Consider the following 17631-nt stretch of genomic DNA (forward strand, 5'->3'; position numbering starts at 1 on the left):
GGGGTGCAAAATCCTGAATCAGCCTTCAGGAATCTTCTGCGAGGAACAACTCAAGCAGGGAGTTTAAAAACAGTTTGCCGTGCTCGGTGATCTGCCAGTAATCCTCACACTCGGTGAGATATCCCTGCGCCAGCGCCTCGTCAATCTGCGGACGAATCGTGGCTTCCGGCAATCCAGTATAACGCGCAAACTCCGCACGTGGTGCGGGTTCCAGCAAGCGGAAGCGGTTCATAAAGAACTCAAACGGTTTATCCGCCGCCTCAACATCATGCTGACGTTCAAGGTAGCGGCCTTCCATGTAACCACGCGGATGACGCGTTTTGGCGGTACGCAGGATGCGCCCGTCAGGGAAGGTCACTTTACCGTGTGCGCCACAGCCAATCCCCAGATAATCACCAAAGCGCCAGTAGTTCAGGTTGTGCTGACACTGGTAACCCGGCTTCGCGTATGCGGAGGTTTCGTATTGCTGATACCCTGCCGCGGTCAAAAGCTGATGACCTTGCTCAAAGATATCCCACAGGGCGTCATCATCCGGCAGCACCGGCGGACGGGAACCAAACAGCGTGTTTGGCTCAATAGTCAGCTGATACCATGAGAGATGCGGTGGGTTAAGCGCGATCGCCTGACGCAGATCGTCCAGCGCTTCCTCCAGCGACTGGTCCGGCAGACCGTGCATCAAATCCAGGTTAAAGCTGCGCAGGCCTAAGCCAGTGGCCAGGTTTGCCGCGCGCTTTGCCTCTTCCGGGCCGTGAATGCGTCCCAGACGTTTCAGCTTCGGCTCGCTAAAGCTCTGGACACCGATCGAGATGCGGTTTACGCCTGCACGTTGATAATCGACAAAACGGTCGGCTTCAACGGTGCCGGGGTTGGCTTCCATTGTTATTTCAGCATCCGCGGCCAGGTTCAGGCGCGCACGCACGCCGTCCAGCAGCGTTTGCATCGCCGGGCCAGAAAGCAGGCTCGGCGTACCGCCACCAATGAAAATGGTCTTAACTTCACGTCCCTGTGCGTAAGGTACATCGGCATCCAGGTCGGCCAGCAGATGCGCAACATAGTCATCATGCGGCACTTCACCTTTCAGCGCGTGCGAGTTGAAATCGCAGTACGGGCATTTCTGCACGCACCACGGGATGTGAATATAAAGACTCAGAGGCGGCAAATTAGCCATTACGCAGTGCTTCCAGTAACAGTTTCAGGGCGCGTCCACGGTGGGAAATCGCGCTTTTCTCTTCGCGGGACAGTTCCGCAGCGGTTTTGCCCTCAGACGGGACAAAGAAAACCGGGTCGTAGCCAAAGCCACCACTGCCTGCCGCTTCACGGGTAATCACACCCGGCCAGCTGCCGTGGCAGACGACTGGTGTAGGGTCTTCGGCATGACGCAGATAGACCAGTACGCAGTGGAACTGAGCCTGGCGTTTATCATCTGGCACGTCTTTCAGCGCGACAAGCAGCTTTTCCAGATTCTGCTGGTCGGTGGCATCGATACCTGAATAGCGTGCGGAGTAGATACCCGGCGCACCGCCAAGGGCATCTACCGCCAGACCGGAGTCGTCGGCAATCGCGGGCAAACCGGCAATCTGTGCGGCATGGCGCGCTTTCAGGATCGCGTTTTCGATAAACGTCAGCCCTGTCTCTTCGGCGGAATCCACACCCAGTTCGGTCTGTGCAACGACATCCAGTCCAAAATCATTTAATAGCGAGGCCAGCTCGCGCACTTTACCGGCGTTACCGGTAGCGAGAACAACTTTCTGCATGGTTTAATCCTGCTCTGTCAGCGCCGCGACTTCCGTCGGGATAGATTGCGGGTTGAGAATTTTTACCTGTTTATGCCGCCCAAGTTCACCTTTCTCGATGATCACCTGGCTTTTGGCGACACGAAACTGTTTTGCCAGATATTTGGTCAGATGCGCATTCGCCTGGCCATCAACCGGTGGGGCAGTGATGGCGACTTTTAGCTCGTCGCCATGCAGTCCAACAATACTGTCACGGCTGGCTTTCGGCTGAATATACAGCCGTAAAACCAGCCCGTCAGCGCAGGTGCTCACTGCACTCATAGCGCCATCCACAGCCCCGGCAGCAGCATATCGCCCGTGGACTGTAACAGCTCAGCGATCCCCATATTCACGACGTACAGCAGCAGAACCAGGATCATCGGAGAGAAATCGATGCCGCCCATAGACGGAAGCAGGTTACGGATTGGACGCAGCAGCGGTTCAGCCAGCTGAATTAACGCGTACTCCACCGGGCTACGGCCCTGGCTCACCCAGCTCATGATCGCCATGACCAGCAGTACCCAGAAGATCAGCAGACCGACGGTTTTTATCAGGATCAGAACAGCGGCAATCCAGATTATCGGCTGGAAGGTGATAACCATAAACAGCACAATCGCTTTGATAACGCTCAGAATAAACGCGACCAGCAGAGAAGCACTGTCAATGGGGCCCATCGCCGGAATGACGCGACGCAGCGGTCCTACGATAGGTTGCGTGATTTTCACGACAAACTGCGAGAACGGATTGTAAAAATCACAGCGGGCCCACTGCATCCAGACGCGCAGTAACAGCGCCATCGTATACAGCTCAATGACCGTTGAAAGCAGGAAAGTCAACGTCTTCATGGCGTTCCTCAGGTTTCCTTATTATTGGGTGTAATCGCGCGCACCGAAAATTGCCGTGCCGATGCGTACCATAGTGCTGCCTGCCGCGATGGCGGCTTCCATATCATCCGACATGCCCAGAGAAAGCGTGTCTACCGTTTCATAGCGCGCTTTAAGCGCCTCAAATGCTACAGCCATTTGCTGTGCCACGGCAAACTGCCTTTCATAACTTGACTCCGGTGCCGGGATGGCCATTAACCCGCGCAGGGTTAAGCGCGGCAGTGCCGCGACGTCTGCTGCCAGCGCATCCAGTTCTTCCAGCGCTATACCGGACTTGCTGTTTTCGTCACTGATGTTGACCTGAATCAGCACATTCAGCGGCGGTAACGCTTCAGGGCGCTGGTCGTTCAGACGCGAAGCAATACGCAAACGGTCAATGGTATGGCACCAGTCGAAATGTTCAGCGACCAGACGGCTTTTGTTCGACTGCAAGGGGCCAATAAAGTGCCATTGCAGATCCGTCTTCCCCTGTTCCTGGAAGAAGCGAATTTTATCCACGCCCTCCTGCACGTAGTTTTCACCAAACGCATGCTGACCCGCCGCAATCGCATCTGCGATGGCGCTCGCAGGCTTGGTTTTACTCACTGCAAGTAACGTAATTTCTTCTGAAGCACGACCGCAACGTGTTGCTGCAGCTGAGATTTTGTCCCGGACCTGTGCCAGGTTGTGCGCAATGTCGTTCATTTTCCGAGGAGTATTGTATGGATGTGGAAGAAATTGTGGCCCTTAGTGTAAAGCATAATGTCTCCGATCTACACCTGTGCAGTGATTCACCACCGCGCTGGCGCAGAGCAGGTCGTCTTGAACCCGCGCCGTTTCCGCCTCCCGAAGTCGATACGCTATTAAAGGCGTGGCTCAACGATGAACAGCAGGGAACGTGGTGGGCGAACGGGCAGGTGGATTTTGCCGTTACCCTGGCGGGCAATCAGCGCCTGCGCGGAAGCGTGTTTAAACAGACAAGCGGCGTCTCAATGACGCTGAGGCTGTTACCCGGGGTCTGCCCGCAACTCTCCGCGTTGGGGGTGCCACGGGTTGTTCCTGAGCTGTTATCCAGTGACAACGGGCTAATTCTGGTCACCGGGGCAACCGGCAGCGGTAAGTCCACTACGCTGGCAGCGATGGTGGATTTTCTTAATCACCATACTGACGGGCATATTCTGACGCTCGAAGACCCGGTGGAGTTTCTGTACCAGAGCGAACGGTGCCTGATCCAGCAGCGCGAGATTGGCCAACACAGCCCGTCATTTGCCGACGCGCTGCGCGGGGCGTTACGCCAGGATCCTGATGTCATACTGCTGGGTGAGCTGCGCGACAGTGAAACAATCCGCCTCGCGCTGACGGCGGCGGAAACCGGACATCTGGTGCTCGCGACACTGCATACCCGCGGGGCAGCGCAGGCGATTGAGCGGCTGGTCGATACGTTTCCGGCGCAGGAGAAAGATCCGGTGCGCAATCAGCTGGCTGGCAGCCTGCGGGCAGTGCTGGCGCAAAAGCTCCTCCCCGATGCACAGGGCGGGCGCGTGGCGCTTTATGAGCTGCTGGTGAATACTCCGGCGGCGGCGAATCTCATTCGCGAAGGAAAAACGTGGCAATTGCCCGGTATTATTCAAACCGGCCAGCAGTCGGGGATGCAGAACTTTGACCAGAGCCTGGCTGAAAGACGGGCGCAGGGGCAACTCCAGGCCCCGGCGCTCAATAACCCTGTTCGAAATAGCTTTCGAGAATGATGACAGCAGACGCGGAGTCAACGCTGCCTTTGTTGAGAGCCCTGAAGCCGCCGTGTTCAAAAAGACCTGCGCGTGCTTCAACGGTGCTCAGACGCTCGTCGTGGAGCTTCACGGAGACGCCAAAGCGGCCATGGATTTTATTGGCGAACTTACGCGCTCGGGCGGTAAGCGGTTGTTCAGTGCCATCCATGTTCAGCGGTAACCCAACGATGACGTCATCCGGCTGCCACTCTTTTAGCAGGCGCTCGATGAGGTTCCAGTCCGGTGTGCCGTCACTGGCCTTCAGGGCCGTGAGCGGGCGTGCGGTACCCGTGATTCGCTGACCCACGGCGACGCCTATGCTTTTGGTGCCAAAATCGAAGGCCAGAAGTGTTCCGCTCATCAGGCATGCCCCGCTACGCCAGGCATAGTCAGGATATCAATGCCGATCAGTTTCGCGGCGTCACGCCAGCGATCGGCAATAGGGGTTTTAAACAGAATGTTCATGTCCGCAGGCGCGGTCAGCCAGGCGTTATCGAGGATCTCTTGCTCAAGCTGGCCTTTCTCCCAGGAGGAGTAGCCCAGCGCCACCAGCACTTCCGACGGCTGCTCAGCGGTACCCAGCGTTTCGAGCACGTCGCGAGAGGTCGTAATGACGGTGTTGTCAGAGATGCGAATACTGGAAGAGAAGACCGGCGGCGTATGCAGGATAAAACCGCGATCCTCTGCGAGTGGCCCGCCCAGCATCACCAGTTTATCAAGCCTGATTTCCGGCAGACGCTCTTCAGCCGAAATTTTCAGCTTGTCCAGAATCCCTTCAACCTGCAGGTTTTCCAGCGGTTTGTTGATGATAATGCCCATCGCGCCGTCTTCATTGTATTCACAAATATAAACCACGGCGCGGCGAAAAATCGGATCCTGGAGAGCAGGCATGGCAATAAGAAAGTGATGCTGTAAATTCATTGTCAGAGGTACTGTTTCCTGGTTTAAAAAGCGACAGCCCCAGTATGCGGACAAACCGGGGTGCTGTCACTAATAGTATTGAAAGGTTATTTCTGTAAACGTTTCTCGATGGCGTCCATCAGCATTCCGGTGATCGAAATTGGGAATTCCGCTTCGATTTCACGAATACAGGTTGGGCTGGTCACGTTCACTTCGGTCAGACGATCGCCGATGATATCCAGGCCGACAAAAATCAGGCCCTTGGCTTTCAGTGTCGGGCCAACGCGGCGGGCAATTTCCCAGTCGCTTTCACTTAACGGGCGCGGCTCACCGCGGCCACCGGCCGCCAGGTTACCGCGGGTTTCGCCGCCCTGCGGGATACGCGCGAGGCAATACGGCACCGGTTCACCATCCACCACCAGAACGCGTTTATCGCCATCTTTAATGGCCGGGAGGTAGTTTTGTGCCATGCAGTAACGCGTGCCCAGCTCGGTCAGCGTTTCGGCAATCACCCCAATATTCGGGTCGCTCTCCTTCACGCGGAAAATAGATGCGCCACCCATGCCGTCCAGCGGTTTCATGATGATGTCGCCGTGTTTCTGCCAGAACGCTTTCAGCTGTGCCTTGTTGCGGGTCACCAGCGTTTCAGGCGTCAGGTCAGAGAACCATGCAGTGTAGAGCTTCTCGTTACAGTCGCGCAGGCTCTGCGGTTTGTTGACGATCAGCGTTCCTTTCTCTTCCGCGCGCTCAAGGATATAGGTGCAGTAGATGTATTCGGTGTCGAACGGAGGATCTTTACGCATCAGAATGACATTGAGGTCGGCAAGGGCAATATCCTGCTCGGTGCCGAATTCATACCATTTGTCGTAATTCTGCTCGACGTTAACGATGCGGGTGCGTGCGCGGGCTTCACCGTTGATCAGGTAAAGATCGTTCATCTCCATGTAGTGGAGTTCATAGCCGCGACGCTGCGCTTCCAGCAGCATCGCGAAGCTGGAATCTTTCTTGATGTTAATGTTTGCGATGGGATCCATCACGATGCCGAGCTTGATCATTTTCATCTCCGTTAAAAGCCTGAGGGCTCAGGCTTAGCGTTAACCCAGATCGCCAAAACGCACCTGTAGCGCGGTAATGGCTGTGAGTGCCGTTGTCTCAGTACGCAGAACGCGAGGTCCCAACAGAATATCAGTAAACTGGTAACGCGCCGTCATGGCAATTTCGTCAGCGGACAAGCCGCCTTCCGGACCAATCAGCAGACGAACACGTTCAACGGGTAGCGGCAGCGTATTGATGCTGGCGCTGGCGCGTGGATGGAGATTGAGCTTCAGCCCGCTTTCCTCTTCAGCACACCAGTCCTCCAGATCCATCGCCGGGCGGATCTCCGGAATACGGTTGCGGCCACTCTGTTCACAGGCAGCAATGGCAATTTTCTGCCACTGCTGGATCTTTTTATTCAGACGTTCCGCATCCAGTTTAACGCCACAGCGCTCAGAAAAAAGTGGCGTAATGAGGCTTACACCCAGTTCAATGGATTTCTGGATGGTGAATTCCATCTTTTCTCCGCGCGACATCACCTGTCCCAGGTGTATGTGCAGCGGAGATTCACGGTCATCCACTTCGCCGCGCAATATCGTTACATGCACGCTTTTTTTATCAGCACGCGTAATTTCCGCGTCGAAAACCTGATTAGAACCATCAAACAGCTGAATAGCTTGTCCTGCTCCCATGCGCAGTACGCGACCAACATGGTTGGCGGCATCGTCAGAGAGGGCAATTTCGCGGCCGACGGTAATCAGCTCAGGGTGGTAGATGCGAGGAATGCGCATAGTCAGAAATTCCATATGTCATGCGGTGTAAGCGAATTGCCGCTAGTGTAGGTTAGCTCTTTTGCGCCTGGCAAGCCCGCTGGACGTAAGGGTTGTGATTACCCTGAACTTTCGCGATGCGCGCGTCACGCTGGCATTCCCATTCCGTCACCGGATATTGCTTGTCCCATGCGTTGAACAACTGCGTCTGCTGGCGGGAAAGGTTGAGGTCGTAACGGTCACGCATATAGAAATAGGTGCGGGCGATACTGCCGCGCGCGCGGGCCGGAGGCTCAGCGACTTTCTCTTTAAAATCAACCTTCATGCCGCACTGGCCGTACTGACCCTCTCCGCCGTTCCACTGGCTGTACATAAAGTTGCCGCGATCGCCATTCACCTCGCCAACCGCGGGTTGCAGGTTGTGCATATCGCTTTCCATCTGGCGATAGACCGGATCTTTGGCGCAATTTTTACGACCGCCATCCTGCCAGCACTGACGCTGGTGGCCAAACTGCCATGCCGGCACCACGTGTTCCCACTCGATGCGGCTGGCGCGGTTTTCATTCTTACGCACTTTATAGCCGCAGGATTCGAGATCAACGATCCCTTTTTTACCCTGCCAGTTAATCTTACAGCCGCAATAAAAATCACCGGGAACATCCGCGTTGACCTTTACGCCTGCTGCTTTTGCCTGGGAGAAACTGTTAATACCGTCGGCCAGAGCATGGCCGGAGAGTGCTGTCGCCAGAAAAGCGACCGCGAGAGAAAAATTACGGGACATCTTACACTCCGTGTCAAAACGAGCCCGCAACGTAACGAATGTTGTTCCTGTATGCAATCAGTCAGATCAGGAAAGTTCCTGAAAGTTCAGTTGGTTATTCCGCGATCAGCGGTTCACCACATTTGACGCAACGGTAGGTGGCCTCGCCGCGCACCACGCGATTATGACGGCGAACGGTAAGTTGATGCTGCTGACACTGGCAGCGGTAGGGGAAGGTATTGCGGCGTACCGACTCAAGTTCAAACTGATGGGTTCTGCGTGCCGGAACGCCCAGCACGGCTTCCATCATCCACTTCCACTCTTTGCCGTGGGGTGCCACGCGGCCAAAGTGTTTCCATACCAGCAGGTGCGCCAGCTCGTGCGGCACCACTTCCTCAATAAACGCCTGCTGATTTTCCAGCATCAGCACCGGGTTCAGACGGATCTCATAGGATTCGAGCCACGCCGTGCCCGCCGCCGTGCCACGCTGTTGGTAGACGAGTTTCGGCTCAGGGTAATTCCGGCCGAGTTTCAGGTTGGCCTGGGCGAGTTTTTCCCGCAGGCTGCGCATAACGGCTTGCTGAAGGGCGATGGGGAGACGGGGTGCTTTCATAGGGGCAGAGCATAAAGCGCGAAGCGGGGAGGTGCAAGAGGCACCTCCCGCCAGAGAATTAGTCGTGTGCGCCAATCTCGCGCAGTGGACGACCTTTCATCAGGTTACGTTCAATATGTTCCAGTGACACGTGTTTGGTTTCAGGAACCAGCCACAGCGTCAGAACAATAAAGAAGATGTTCAGGCCGGAGTAGACCCAGAAGGTGTTCGCATTGCCCAGCGTATTGAGCATGGTCAGGAACGTCGCACCGACAATCATGTTGGCAATCCAGTTGGTCGCGGTGGAGCAGGTGATACCGAAATCACGCCCTTTCAGCGGCTGGATTTCAGAGCACAGCACCCAAATCAGCGGACCGGCGCTCATCGCAAACCCGACGATAAACATCAGCAGCATCCCCACAGCGAAATACTGGGCGGTTGGAGAGTGAATCCCCACGTGCATCATCGTGCCGAGAACACCCATACCGGCGGCCATCACCAGGAAGCCCAGCGTCAGGGTCGGCTTACGGCCCCAGCGGTCCACCAGACCGATAGCAATAAAGGTCGCCAGAACGTTGGTCAGCCCAACGATGACGGTCCCCCACATCTGCTCGGTGGTATTGGTATACCCCGCCAGTTCAAAGATTTTTGGTGCGTAGTACATGATGACGTTCATCCCGGTGAACTGCTGCATCACCTGCAGGAGCACGCCCAGGAATACCGCACGACGGAAGTTACTGTTCTCTTTAAACAGCGCCCAGCCTGACTGTTTTACCTTCAGGCTCTCGCGGATCTCTTCCAGTTCGTTTTTCGCTTCCGCGCTGGTATCGCGCAGTCGCAGCAGCACGCGTTCGGCATCGACGAAACGACGCTTCGCTGCAAACCAGCGTGGGCTGTCCGGCAGGAAGAAAACGCCAATCAGCAGCAGAATGGCAGGGATAATGATCACGCCAAGCATCCAGCGCCATGCGCCGCTGTAGCTGAACGCGGTATCGGAAAGGTAAGCTCCGAGGATGCCGATAGTGATCATCAGCTGGTACATCGAAATCATACTGCCACGGATTTTCTCGGGTGCGATTTCAGAGAGATAGAGTGGGGCGGTATACGACGCCACACCCACGGCCAGACCAAGCAGCACGCGAGAAAGCAGCAATACCTCAACGTTTGGAGCCGCTGCTGAGAAGAGCGAACCGGCAACAAACAGGATTGCACCGATCATCAGGCTCTTTTTGCGGCCCAGCCTGAAAGAGAGCCAGCCGCTGCCCACGGCACCCACGGCCGCACCAAACATCATGGAACTTACTACCCACTCCTGGGTGTGAGCGCTTATCTGGAACTCTTCAGTGATAAAGGGTAACGCACCGGCAATCACGCCAATGTCCAGGCCAAAAAGTAATCCTGCCAGGGCGGCGAGGAAGCAGACGAAAAATGTCATCGCCTTATTGGACGTACGCCCCTGTTTTTTATTGTCAGGCATTATGCCCTCCAGTTGGGTTATCAGTTTTATCGATGTTAAGGGTAAGTGAGCAACCCGTATAAATATGTGAGATAAATCACATTGGTGTAATCGGTTACACTGGTGTGCAACCGTAAATAAAATTAAAGCTTTGAAAATATAGAGGTAAATTAGTTGATGTGCATCGCGTTTGAATGAATTTCAGACTTAACTGAAAGGAAATGTAACAGCATAAGACATGCGATCATGCAAAGAGATTATTCTGAAAGCGATGTATATCGGGTGGGGTGTAATCGGTTTCACGCAAAGCGCAATGTCAGGCTATCTGGCTGACAAAAGCAAAAGGCCAGCACGGGGCTGGCCTTTTTTAACATTCGCTGTCAGTTGATTATTTCAGACCGGCAGCTTCACGCAGCAGAGCGGCTTTGTCGGTTTTTTCCCATGGGAAATGTTCACGACCAAAGTGACCGTATGCAGCGGTTTCTTTGTAGATTGGGTGCAGCAGATCCAGCATCTGAATCAGACCGTATGGGCGCAGGTCGAAGAACTCGCGCACCAGCAGTGTCAGTTGCTCGGATGGCACTTTCTCGGTACCAAAGGTTTCAACCATGATGGAGGTCGGTTCAGCCACGCCGATAGCGTAGGAAACCTGAATCTCACAGCGGTCAGCCAGGCCAGCAGCAACGATGTTTTTCGCAACATAACGCGCAGCGTACGCAGCAGAACGGTCAACTTTAGACGGGTCTTTACCGGAGAAGGCACCGCCACCGTGACGCGCCATGCCGCCGTAGGTATCAACGATGATTTTACGGCCGGTCAGACCGCAGTCACCCATTGGGCCGCCGATTACAAAGCGTCCGGTTGGGTTGATGAAGTATTTGGTTGCGGAGCTCAGCCATTCAGTTGGCAGAACCGGCTTGATGATCTCTTCCATCACTGCTTCCTGCAGGGATTTCTGGTCGATCTCTTCGGAATGCTGAGTAGACAGAACGACCGCGTCAATACCGACGATTTTGCCGTCGTCGTACTGGAAGGTCACCTGGCTTTTCGCATCAGGACGCAGCCATGGCAGGGTGCCATTCTTGCGCACTTCAGCCTGACGCTGCACCAGACGGTGTGCGTAGGTCACTGGCGCTGGCATCAGCACGTCAGTTTCGTTGGTTGCATAACCAAACATCAGGCCCTGGTCGCCCGCGCCCTGTTCCAGCGGATCGGCACGGTCAACGCCCTGGTTGATGTCCGGAGACTGTTTGCCAATTGCGCTCAGTACCGCGCAAGAGTTGGCATCAAAGCCCATATCAGAATGGACATAACCGATCTCACGAACCGTGTTACGGGTGATCTCTTCGATATCCACCCATGCGCTGGTGGTGATCTCACCGCCAACCAGAACCATGCCGGTTTTGACGTAGGTTTCACACGCGACGCGCGCTTTTGGATCCTGCGTCAGGATCGCATCAAGCACCGCATCGGAGATTTGGTCAGCAATTTTATCTGGATGTCCTTCTGATACGGACTCGGACGTAAACAGGTGTTTTGCCATGTTTTATTTCACCTAAAAGGAATTTGTTTAGCTCAAGCTGCTGTGTGGAATAGCCAAAGGAGATAATTCTACCAAGGCCTGCAGGTTAATGACACTGGCAGTCTGAGTGTTAATCAGTATGGATGGATTAACATCTGGATGGCTATTTTAGGTCAGTTCTTCGCCCGATTTCCAGTTTTTTTTGACTAACCTCTCACTGAGTTGAATTCGCTGCTGGAAATTTTTCCTGACGGCGCTGGCAACCCGCGCATTTATCTTTTGCAATTTACCCCTGTTCTCGGTATAAAACGCGGCGCGCGGCTCATACCAATAAGCGCTCGATGAACTCATCGTGTCGCCACTTCCAGCCGGGTTAAGCAGTGAACTTTTAGCTTTGGCTTGTGGTCCGTTTCAGCAGGAGCGGCCGTGGAGGTGATACGAGATAATGAACCAGTGTTTTCCGCTAATTCAGCGCAGCCGTTCTGGCGCGTATTTGATTCCCGCAACCCGCATTTCTAATCTGCAAACCTGCCGATGTTATACCCATCTCGGGGCTTCTCAGGATTCCAGGGCCGGTCACGCTTTGTGAAAACTGAACAAGGGCGCTCTTGTTAAGACAAGAGTTTTCTCGTGGTTTCGCCGAACGTTGTCATAATTAAGTTCGGACACGTGTTTACAATGATATGAATATGAAACCGGTCGCACGGTCTGGTTTTCAGCATAGTCTGCTGGGAAATGGATCCGTTTATGGGTTGTTATCGCCGTATAACGCTGCGATAGTAGTCAACTGTTTTACACTTAATACAAAGAGTTGAGGTTCGCTATGTCTGACGACATGTCTTCGCTTTCGCCTTCGTCAGCGGGCGAACAGGGTGTACTACGTTCCATGCAGGAGGTTGCGATGAGCTCCCAGGAAGCCAGCAAGATGCTGCGCACTTACAATATTGCCTGGTGGGGCAATAACTACTACGACGTCAACGAACTGGGCCATATCAGCGTTTGCCCGGATCCTGACGTTCCTGAAGCGCGCGTGGATCTCGCCAAACTGGTGAAAGCACGCGAGGCGCAGGGCCAGCGTTTGCCTGCACTGTTCTGCTTCCCGCAGATCCTGCAACATCGTCTGCGTTCCATTAACGCCGCGTTTAAACGCGCGCGTGAATCTTACGGCTATAAAGGCGATTACTTCCTGGTTTACCCTATCAAGGTGAACCAGCACCGCCGCGTGATTGAATCCCTGATCCACTCCGGTGAACCGCTGGGCCTGGAAGCGGGTTCCAAAGCGGAGCTGATGGCCGTGCTGGCACATGCTGGCATGACCCGTTCGGTGATCGTCTGCAACGGTTATAAAGACCGTGAATACATTCGTCTGGCGCTGATTGGCGAAAAGATGGGCCACAAAGTCTATCTGGTTATCGAGAAGATGACAGAGATCGCTATCGTGCTGGAAGAGGCGGAGCGTCTGAACGTTATCCCGCGTCTGGGCGTGCGTGCGCGTCTGGCGTCGCAGGGTTCCGGTAAATGGCAGTCCTCAGGCGGCGAAAAATCCAAATTTGGTCTCGCGGCGACCCAGGTTCTGCAGCTAGTTGAGATTCTGCGTGAGCGTGGTCGTCTGGACAGCATTCAGCTGTTGCACTTCCACCTCGGCTCGCAGATGGCCAACATTCGCGACATCGCCACCGGCGTACGCGAATCAGCACGTTTTTACGTTGAGCTGCACAAGCTTGGCGTAAACATTCAGTGCTTCGACGTGGGCGGTGGTCTGGGCGTGGATTATGAAGGTACCCGCTCGCAGTCCGACTGTTCCGTGAACTACGGCCTGAACGAATATGCCAATAACATCATCTGGGCGATTGGCGATGCCTGTGAAGAGCACGGCCTGCCGCACCCAACTGTGATCACCGAGTCTGGTCGCGCGGTTACCGCACACCACACCGTGCTGGTATCGAACATTATCGGCGTTGAACGCAGTGAAATTTCCGAGGTAACCCCACCGGCTGAGGACGCGCCTCGTGCACTGCAAAGCATGTGGGAGACCTGGCAGGAGATGCACGAGCCGGGTACCCGCCGTTCGCTGCGCGAGTGGCTGCACGACAGCCAGATGGATCTGCATGATATTCATGTGGGGTATTCATCGGGCACGTTCAGCCTGCAGGAACGCGCATGGGCAGAGCAGCTTTATCTGAACATGTGCCACGACGTACAGCAGCAGCTGGACCCGAGCAACCGTGCTCACCGTCCGATTATTGACGAACTGCAGGAGCGCATGGCGGACAAAATGTACGTCAACTTCTCGCTGTTCCAGTCGATGCCGGATGCCTGGGGTATCGATCAGCTGTTCCCGGTTCTGCCGCTGGAAGGGCTGAACCACGCCCCGGAACGTCGTGCGGTGCTGCTGGACATCACCTGCGACTCCGACGGCGCTATCGATCATTACGTCGACGGCGACGGTATCGCGACCACGATGCCTATGCCAGAGTACGATCCGGAGAACCCGCCGATGCTGGGCTTCTTCATGGTTGGTGCCTATCAGGAGATCCTCGGCAACATGCATAACCTGTTCGGTGATACCGAAGCGGTTGACGTGTTTGTCTTCCCTGACGGCAGCGTGGAAGTTGAGCTGTCCGACGAGGGGGACACCGTGGCGGATATGCTCGAATACGTTCAGCTGGATCCGAAAAAGCTGCTGACCCAGTTCCGTGACCAGGTGAAAAATACCGGTCTGGACGATGCGCTGCAGCAGCAGTTCCTGGAAGAGTTTGAAGCGGGTCTTTACGGATACACCTATCTGGAAGACGAGTAAGTAAACCTGCCTCTCTCTGTTGGAGAGGGGCGGCGTGAGGGCAAGGGGCAGTACCCTCGCCTATACTCACTTGAACCCGTATGAATTAGCGGCGATAATTCGCCCCAATAAGCGATTTACAAATCAATCCCTTCCTCGTCGGGTTTAACGACGCGGAGGGGATTTTTTTTCATCTGTTTTTAATGTATCGACTTTAAAGAGGTCAGGACATGAGCACTTTAGGCCATCAGTACGATAACTCTCTGGTATCTAACGCGTTTGGTTTTTTACGTCTCCCGATGAACTTCCAGCCGTACGACAGTGACGCTGACTGGGTGATCACCGGCGTGCCGTTTGATATGGCCACGTCAGGCCGTGCTGGTGGCCGTCATGGTCCGGCAGCTATTCGTCAGGTCTCCACTAACCTGGCCTGGGAGCACAACCGCTTCCCGTGGAACTTCGACATGCGCGAGCGCCTGAACGTGGTTGACTGCGGTGACCTGGTGTACGCCTTTGGCGACGCGCGCGAGATGAGTGAAAAACTGCAGGCCCATGCCGAAAAACTGCTGGCTGCCGGTAAACGCATGCTCTCCTTCGGGGGTGACCACTTCGTCACGCTGCCGCTGCTGCGTGCTCACGCGAAGCACTTCGGTAAGATGGCGCTGGTGCATTTTGATGCCCATACCGACACCTACGCGAACGGCTGTGAATTCGACCATGGCACCATGTTCTTCACCGCGCCAAACGAAGGTCTGATCGATCCAAACCACTCTGTGCAGATCGGTATCCGTACCGAGTTTGATAAAGACAACGGCTTCACCGTGCTGGATGCCGGCCAGGTGAACGATCGCGGCGTGGATGACATCATCGCTCAGGTAAAACAGATTGTCGGCGATATGCCGGTTTACCTGACCTTCGATATCGACTGTCTGGATCCGGCGTTTGCCCCGGGCACCGGCACGCCGGTGATCGGCGGCCTGACCTCTGACCGCGCCATCAAACTGGTGCGCGGCCTGAAGGATCTGAACATCGTGGGTATGGACGTGGTGGAAGTGGCTCCGGCTTACGACCAGTCAGAGATCACTGCTCTGGCAGCGGCCACCCTCGCGCTGGAAATGCTCTACATCCAGGCCGCGAAAAAAGGCGAATAAGCCTTACGCCCGGATTGCTGCTGCGCGACGCATGCGCAGCAGCAACATGCCTCCTGCCAGCAGGGTGATAACCTGCGAGACGACCAGCACCGAAAAACCGGAGCTGACTGAACCCACCGATTTCATCACCATCCCCATCAGCAGCGGAATAAACGCCGCGCAAATATTCCCAATCCCGTTGATGATCCCGTAGGCACTGCCAACGGCTTCCCGCGCCGCATGATGCTGGATAACCGCCGGAATGGCCGCCCCCTGAAGTCCCCAGAAAATATTGGCAGAGAGCATAAACAGCGCCAGCCAGCCGGGCTGGTGGCTCAGCATCAGCATGACGACGGAACTCGCCGTTAAGATCCCGCCCACCACAAACAGCAGCGGTGCCTGGTCCGGGCGCATTTTGTCGAGCAGCACACCGCCCAGAAACTTTGAGCCAAGACTCAGCAGGAAGGGGATAGCCGCGAGAAAGCCGGTCGCGTGCAGGGAGAAGTGGTGTTCATCGCGCAGCCAGGCCGGAAGCCAGGCGCTGCTGCCCCAGAGATAACTCAGCGTGGCGATTTCAACCAGCAGGATCCAGCCCAGAAGCGGCGTCTGCCAGGCAAGCGTAAAGGTCTGTACAAACCCGGACGTTCGGCGCTTTTCCGAATGTTGAGGGGCCGGCAGGAAACGCCAGATTAACCCCCCACCCAGCGCCAGATTGATCGCCGCGAGGGCATAAAATGAGCCCGCCCAGCCAAGGTGTGCCATCAGCCAGGTGATCAGCGGAAAGCCTACCGCCAGCCCCAGTGAAACGCCCAGCGCGGTAACGGCGTTGGGCTTACCAATTTCCCCGGCGCTAAAGTTATCGCTGATAAAGCGTGTTTTCAGTGAAAAGAGTGGGCCTTCGGCAATGCCCAAAATCAGTCGGGCGATGAGCATGCCCATCAGCGACCCCAGCAGTGGCGAGATGGCGCAGACCACGGCCCATATCGCAATGCTGGTTAACAATCCCTGTCGGTAATGTAATTTGCTTTCGATAACTGGGGTCAATAATAAAGCGGAAAAACCATAACCCAGCAAAAAGCAGGTCATGAGCATTCCTTGTAACATTCTGTTTTCATTTAGCTGAAAATGTTCGGCAAATTCAGGGTTTAAAATCATCACCGAGATATTTACGCGGTCAACGTAGGAAATAATAATGAGCACCAGAAGTGCCACCGTGCCTTGCCATCTTGCCGTCATTTAACCCGCCTTAATCGTGCTGTCTGTTTATATTTTTTATGAACGTTATTGTCACGTAACTAAAATGATTCACCTGTGAAACTCATTGTTTTAATAAGATAAATTAAATTAAAGTTTCACAGGTGAAACGCCAGAGGTATGTGCGCATATAATTTTTAAGGAATAAAAAGAAAAGAAGTCAATCTCTATTTTAAAAAATAAAAGATCATCAAAAAAATGTATTCATTCACGCCTGAATAATGAAAATTTCATATCGCTGCATTTTTTCGTGATCGCTTGCACACTTAGCTAATTAAATCTCGTCCGATTAACAAATTCGTCACATTCGCGCTTGACGAAACATTCATCGCTTTTATATTGACCGTATTAAATAAGAAACAGAGTTTCATATATGAAACAAAAGCCTGGAGGATCGTGATGAGCTGGATAGGCGTATGTGACGCAGAACAAGTACAGGAAGATTTCCCTTTTAGCGGTAACGTCGAGGGCAAAGAGATCGGCGTTTATTTGATTGATGGCGAATATTACGCGCTGGAAGACGTATGCCCGCACGCTTACGCGCTGCTGAGTCAGGGTTTCGTCGAGGACGGTAAAGTGGAATGTCCGCTGCATGAGGCGGTTTTCGATGTCAAAACCGGCCAGTGCCTGCACGGCCCCGGCGGACGTAACCTCAATCGTTACCCGGTTCGGGTATTTGAAAACCAGATCCAGATTACCTTCGTCGAGGAGACAGTGGCATGAGCGAAAGTCTGAACTTCAACCCGGCGCTGCCGGAAAGCCGTCAGTTTACCCCTCCGGCTGAGGGCGGTAACGGCGCCATCCATAAGCCCGGTGATTACCAGAACCTGATCTGGCAGACCCGCAGCCGCGTACCGGAAAACTGGGAAATCACGCTTATCTCCACGCTGGAAGACCTTTTCGAACAGGGCGCTGAAACCGTGCCGGAACTGGTCAGCGGGCTGAACGCGGTACGTATGCACGATCAGCAGGGCGAGCCATGGAGCGATGCCAGCTTCCAGGCTTTCTTACAGGTTAACGGCTACTGAG

At 54.7% G+C, this 17631-nt stretch carries 21 protein-coding genes; 6 read left to right on the top strand and 15 right to left on the bottom strand.

The window, feature by feature from the left end:
- Positions 1 to 25 precede the first annotated feature (25 nt).
- Genes hemW through HV157_RS18555 form a run of 5 tightly spaced genes read right to left on the bottom strand, consistent with a single transcriptional unit; the run spans position 26 to position 3340 of the window.
- Positions 26 to 1168: a radical SAM family heme chaperone HemW gene (hemW, locus tag HV157_RS18535; RefSeq protein WP_014171573.1), complete on the bottom strand. Its 1143-nt coding sequence runs from the start codon at positions 1166 to 1168 to the stop codon at positions 26 to 28.
- Positions 1161 to 1754 carry an XTP/dITP diphosphatase gene (locus HV157_RS18540; protein WP_020883692.1) on the bottom strand — a complete coding sequence of 198 codons (594 nt, stop codon included), beginning with the start codon at positions 1752 to 1754 and terminating at the stop codon, positions 1161 to 1163. Before HV157_RS18540 ends, hemW begins: the two co-directional genes overlap by 8 nt.
- A gap of 3 nt (positions 1755 to 1757) precedes the next feature.
- Entirely contained in the window at positions 1758 to 2054 is a 297-nt protein-coding gene (gene yggU, locus HV157_RS18545; protein ID WP_014885193.1) for a DUF167 family protein YggU, read from the bottom strand.
- Positions 2051 to 2617: a YggT family protein gene (locus HV157_RS18550; protein ID WP_014171570.1), complete on the bottom strand. Its 567-nt coding sequence runs from the start codon at positions 2615 to 2617 to the stop codon at positions 2051 to 2053. Before HV157_RS18550 ends, yggU begins: the two co-directional genes overlap by 4 nt.
- Positions 2618 to 2638: 21 nt before the next feature.
- Positions 2639 to 3340: a YggS family pyridoxal phosphate-dependent enzyme gene (locus HV157_RS18555; protein ID WP_020883693.1), complete on the bottom strand. Its 702-nt coding sequence runs from the start codon at positions 3338 to 3340 to the stop codon at positions 2639 to 2641.
- A gap of 17 nt (positions 3341 to 3357) precedes the next feature.
- Here HV157_RS18555 and HV157_RS18560 point away from each other — a divergent pair, with 17 nt between their 5' ends.
- The gene (locus HV157_RS18560) at positions 3358 to 4383 is read left to right on the top strand and encodes a type IV pilus twitching motility protein PilT (protein WP_182268812.1); all 1026 of its coding nucleotides are present in this window, start codon (positions 3358 to 3360) and stop codon (positions 4381 to 4383) included.
- Here HV157_RS18560 and ruvX read toward each other — a convergent pair.
- The 9 genes from ruvX to HV157_RS18605 all read right to left on the bottom strand — a co-directional run bounded on the left by ruvX (position 4349) and on the right by HV157_RS18605 (position 11790).
- Entirely contained in the window at positions 4349 to 4765 is a 417-nt protein-coding gene (gene ruvX, locus HV157_RS18565) for a Holliday junction resolvase RuvX (protein WP_014171567.1), read from the bottom strand. The two genes, HV157_RS18560 and ruvX, sit on opposite strands and share 35 nt — an antisense overlap.
- Positions 4765 to 5325 carry a YqgE/AlgH family protein gene (locus HV157_RS18570; RefSeq protein WP_182268813.1) on the bottom strand — a complete coding sequence of 187 codons (561 nt, stop codon included), beginning with the start codon at positions 5323 to 5325 and terminating at the stop codon, positions 4765 to 4767. The genes ruvX and HV157_RS18570 overlap by 1 nt, the downstream gene beginning before the upstream one ends.
- 86 nt (positions 5326 to 5411) lie before the next feature.
- On the bottom strand, positions 5412 to 6359 hold the full coding sequence (gene gshB / locus HV157_RS18575; RefSeq protein WP_020883696.1) for a glutathione synthase: 948 nt from the start codon (positions 6357 to 6359) through the stop codon (positions 5412 to 5414).
- Between the two features lie 39 nt (positions 6360 to 6398).
- A complete protein-coding gene (gene rsmE / locus HV157_RS18580; protein WP_020883697.1) occupies positions 6399 to 7130 on the bottom strand; it encodes a 16S rRNA (uracil(1498)-N(3))-methyltransferase in 732 nt (243 codons plus the stop codon).
- A gap of 52 nt (positions 7131 to 7182) precedes the next feature.
- Positions 7183 to 7890, bottom strand: coding sequence for a deoxyribonuclease I (gene endA, locus HV157_RS18585; protein ID WP_073396422.1), 708 nt, complete (start codon positions 7888 to 7890; stop codon positions 7183 to 7185).
- A gap of 94 nt (positions 7891 to 7984) precedes the next feature.
- Positions 7985 to 8482, bottom strand: a complete 498-nt coding sequence (locus tag HV157_RS18590) for a SprT family zinc-dependent metalloprotease (protein ID WP_182268814.1) — start codon at positions 8480 to 8482, stop codon at positions 7985 to 7987.
- A 58-nt stretch (positions 8483 to 8540) separates the two neighbouring features.
- The gene (gene galP / locus HV157_RS18595; RefSeq protein WP_014171560.1) at positions 8541 to 9938 is read right to left on the bottom strand and encodes a galactose/proton symporter; all 1398 of its coding nucleotides are present in this window, start codon (positions 9936 to 9938) and stop codon (positions 8541 to 8543) included.
- 367 nt (positions 9939 to 10305) lie between these two features.
- Positions 10306 to 11460 carry a methionine adenosyltransferase gene (metK, locus tag HV157_RS18600; protein ID WP_014171559.1) on the bottom strand — a complete coding sequence of 385 codons (1155 nt, stop codon included), beginning with the start codon at positions 11458 to 11460 and terminating at the stop codon, positions 10306 to 10308.
- Positions 11461 to 11607: 147 nt separating this feature from the next.
- A complete protein-coding gene (locus HV157_RS18605; RefSeq protein WP_025203262.1) occupies positions 11608 to 11790 on the bottom strand; it encodes a hypothetical protein in 183 nt (60 codons plus the stop codon).
- A 332-nt stretch (positions 11791 to 12122) separates the two neighbouring features.
- On the opposite strand from HV157_RS18605, the gene yqgB reads away from it, so the two are divergent.
- The 3 genes from yqgB (at position 12123) to speB (ending at position 15369) form a co-directional block, all read left to right on the top strand.
- On the top strand, positions 12123 to 12254 hold the full coding sequence (gene yqgB / locus HV157_RS18615) for an acid stress response protein YqgB (RefSeq protein ID WP_071605459.1): 132 nt from the start codon (positions 12123 to 12125) through the stop codon (positions 12252 to 12254).
- Positions 12255 to 12262: 8 nt separating this feature from the next.
- Entirely contained in the window at positions 12263 to 14239 is a 1977-nt protein-coding gene (gene speA, locus HV157_RS18620; RefSeq protein WP_020883700.1) for a biosynthetic arginine decarboxylase, read from the top strand.
- A gap of 209 nt (positions 14240 to 14448) precedes the next feature.
- The gene (gene speB / locus HV157_RS18625; protein WP_014071686.1) at positions 14449 to 15369 is read left to right on the top strand and encodes an agmatinase; all 921 of its coding nucleotides are present in this window, start codon (positions 14449 to 14451) and stop codon (positions 15367 to 15369) included.
- Between the two features lie 3 nt (positions 15370 to 15372).
- Here speB and HV157_RS18630 read toward each other — a convergent pair whose 3' ends face one another.
- Positions 15373 to 16584 carry an MFS transporter gene (locus HV157_RS18630; RefSeq protein WP_025203263.1) on the bottom strand — a complete coding sequence of 404 codons (1212 nt, stop codon included), beginning with the start codon at positions 16582 to 16584 and terminating at the stop codon, positions 15373 to 15375.
- Positions 16585 to 17001: 417 nt separating this feature from the next.
- Between HV157_RS18630 and HV157_RS18635 the strand changes: the two genes are divergently transcribed.
- Positions 17002 to 17325: a non-heme iron oxygenase ferredoxin subunit gene (locus HV157_RS18635; protein ID WP_013098654.1), complete on the top strand. Its 324-nt coding sequence runs from the start codon at positions 17002 to 17004 to the stop codon at positions 17323 to 17325.
- Positions 17322 to 17630, top strand: coding sequence for a recombinase-like helix-turn-helix domain-containing protein (locus tag HV157_RS18640; RefSeq protein ID WP_182268815.1), 309 nt, complete (start codon positions 17322 to 17324; stop codon positions 17628 to 17630). The genes HV157_RS18635 and HV157_RS18640 overlap by 4 nt, the downstream gene beginning before the upstream one ends.
- Position 17631: the final 1 nt, after the last annotated feature.

The sequence above is a fragment of the Enterobacter sp. RHBSTW-00318 genome (genome assembly GCF_014101375.1).
In the GTDB taxonomy this organism is placed as follows: domain Bacteria; phylum Pseudomonadota; class Gammaproteobacteria; order Enterobacterales; family Enterobacteriaceae; genus Enterobacter; species Enterobacter ludwigii.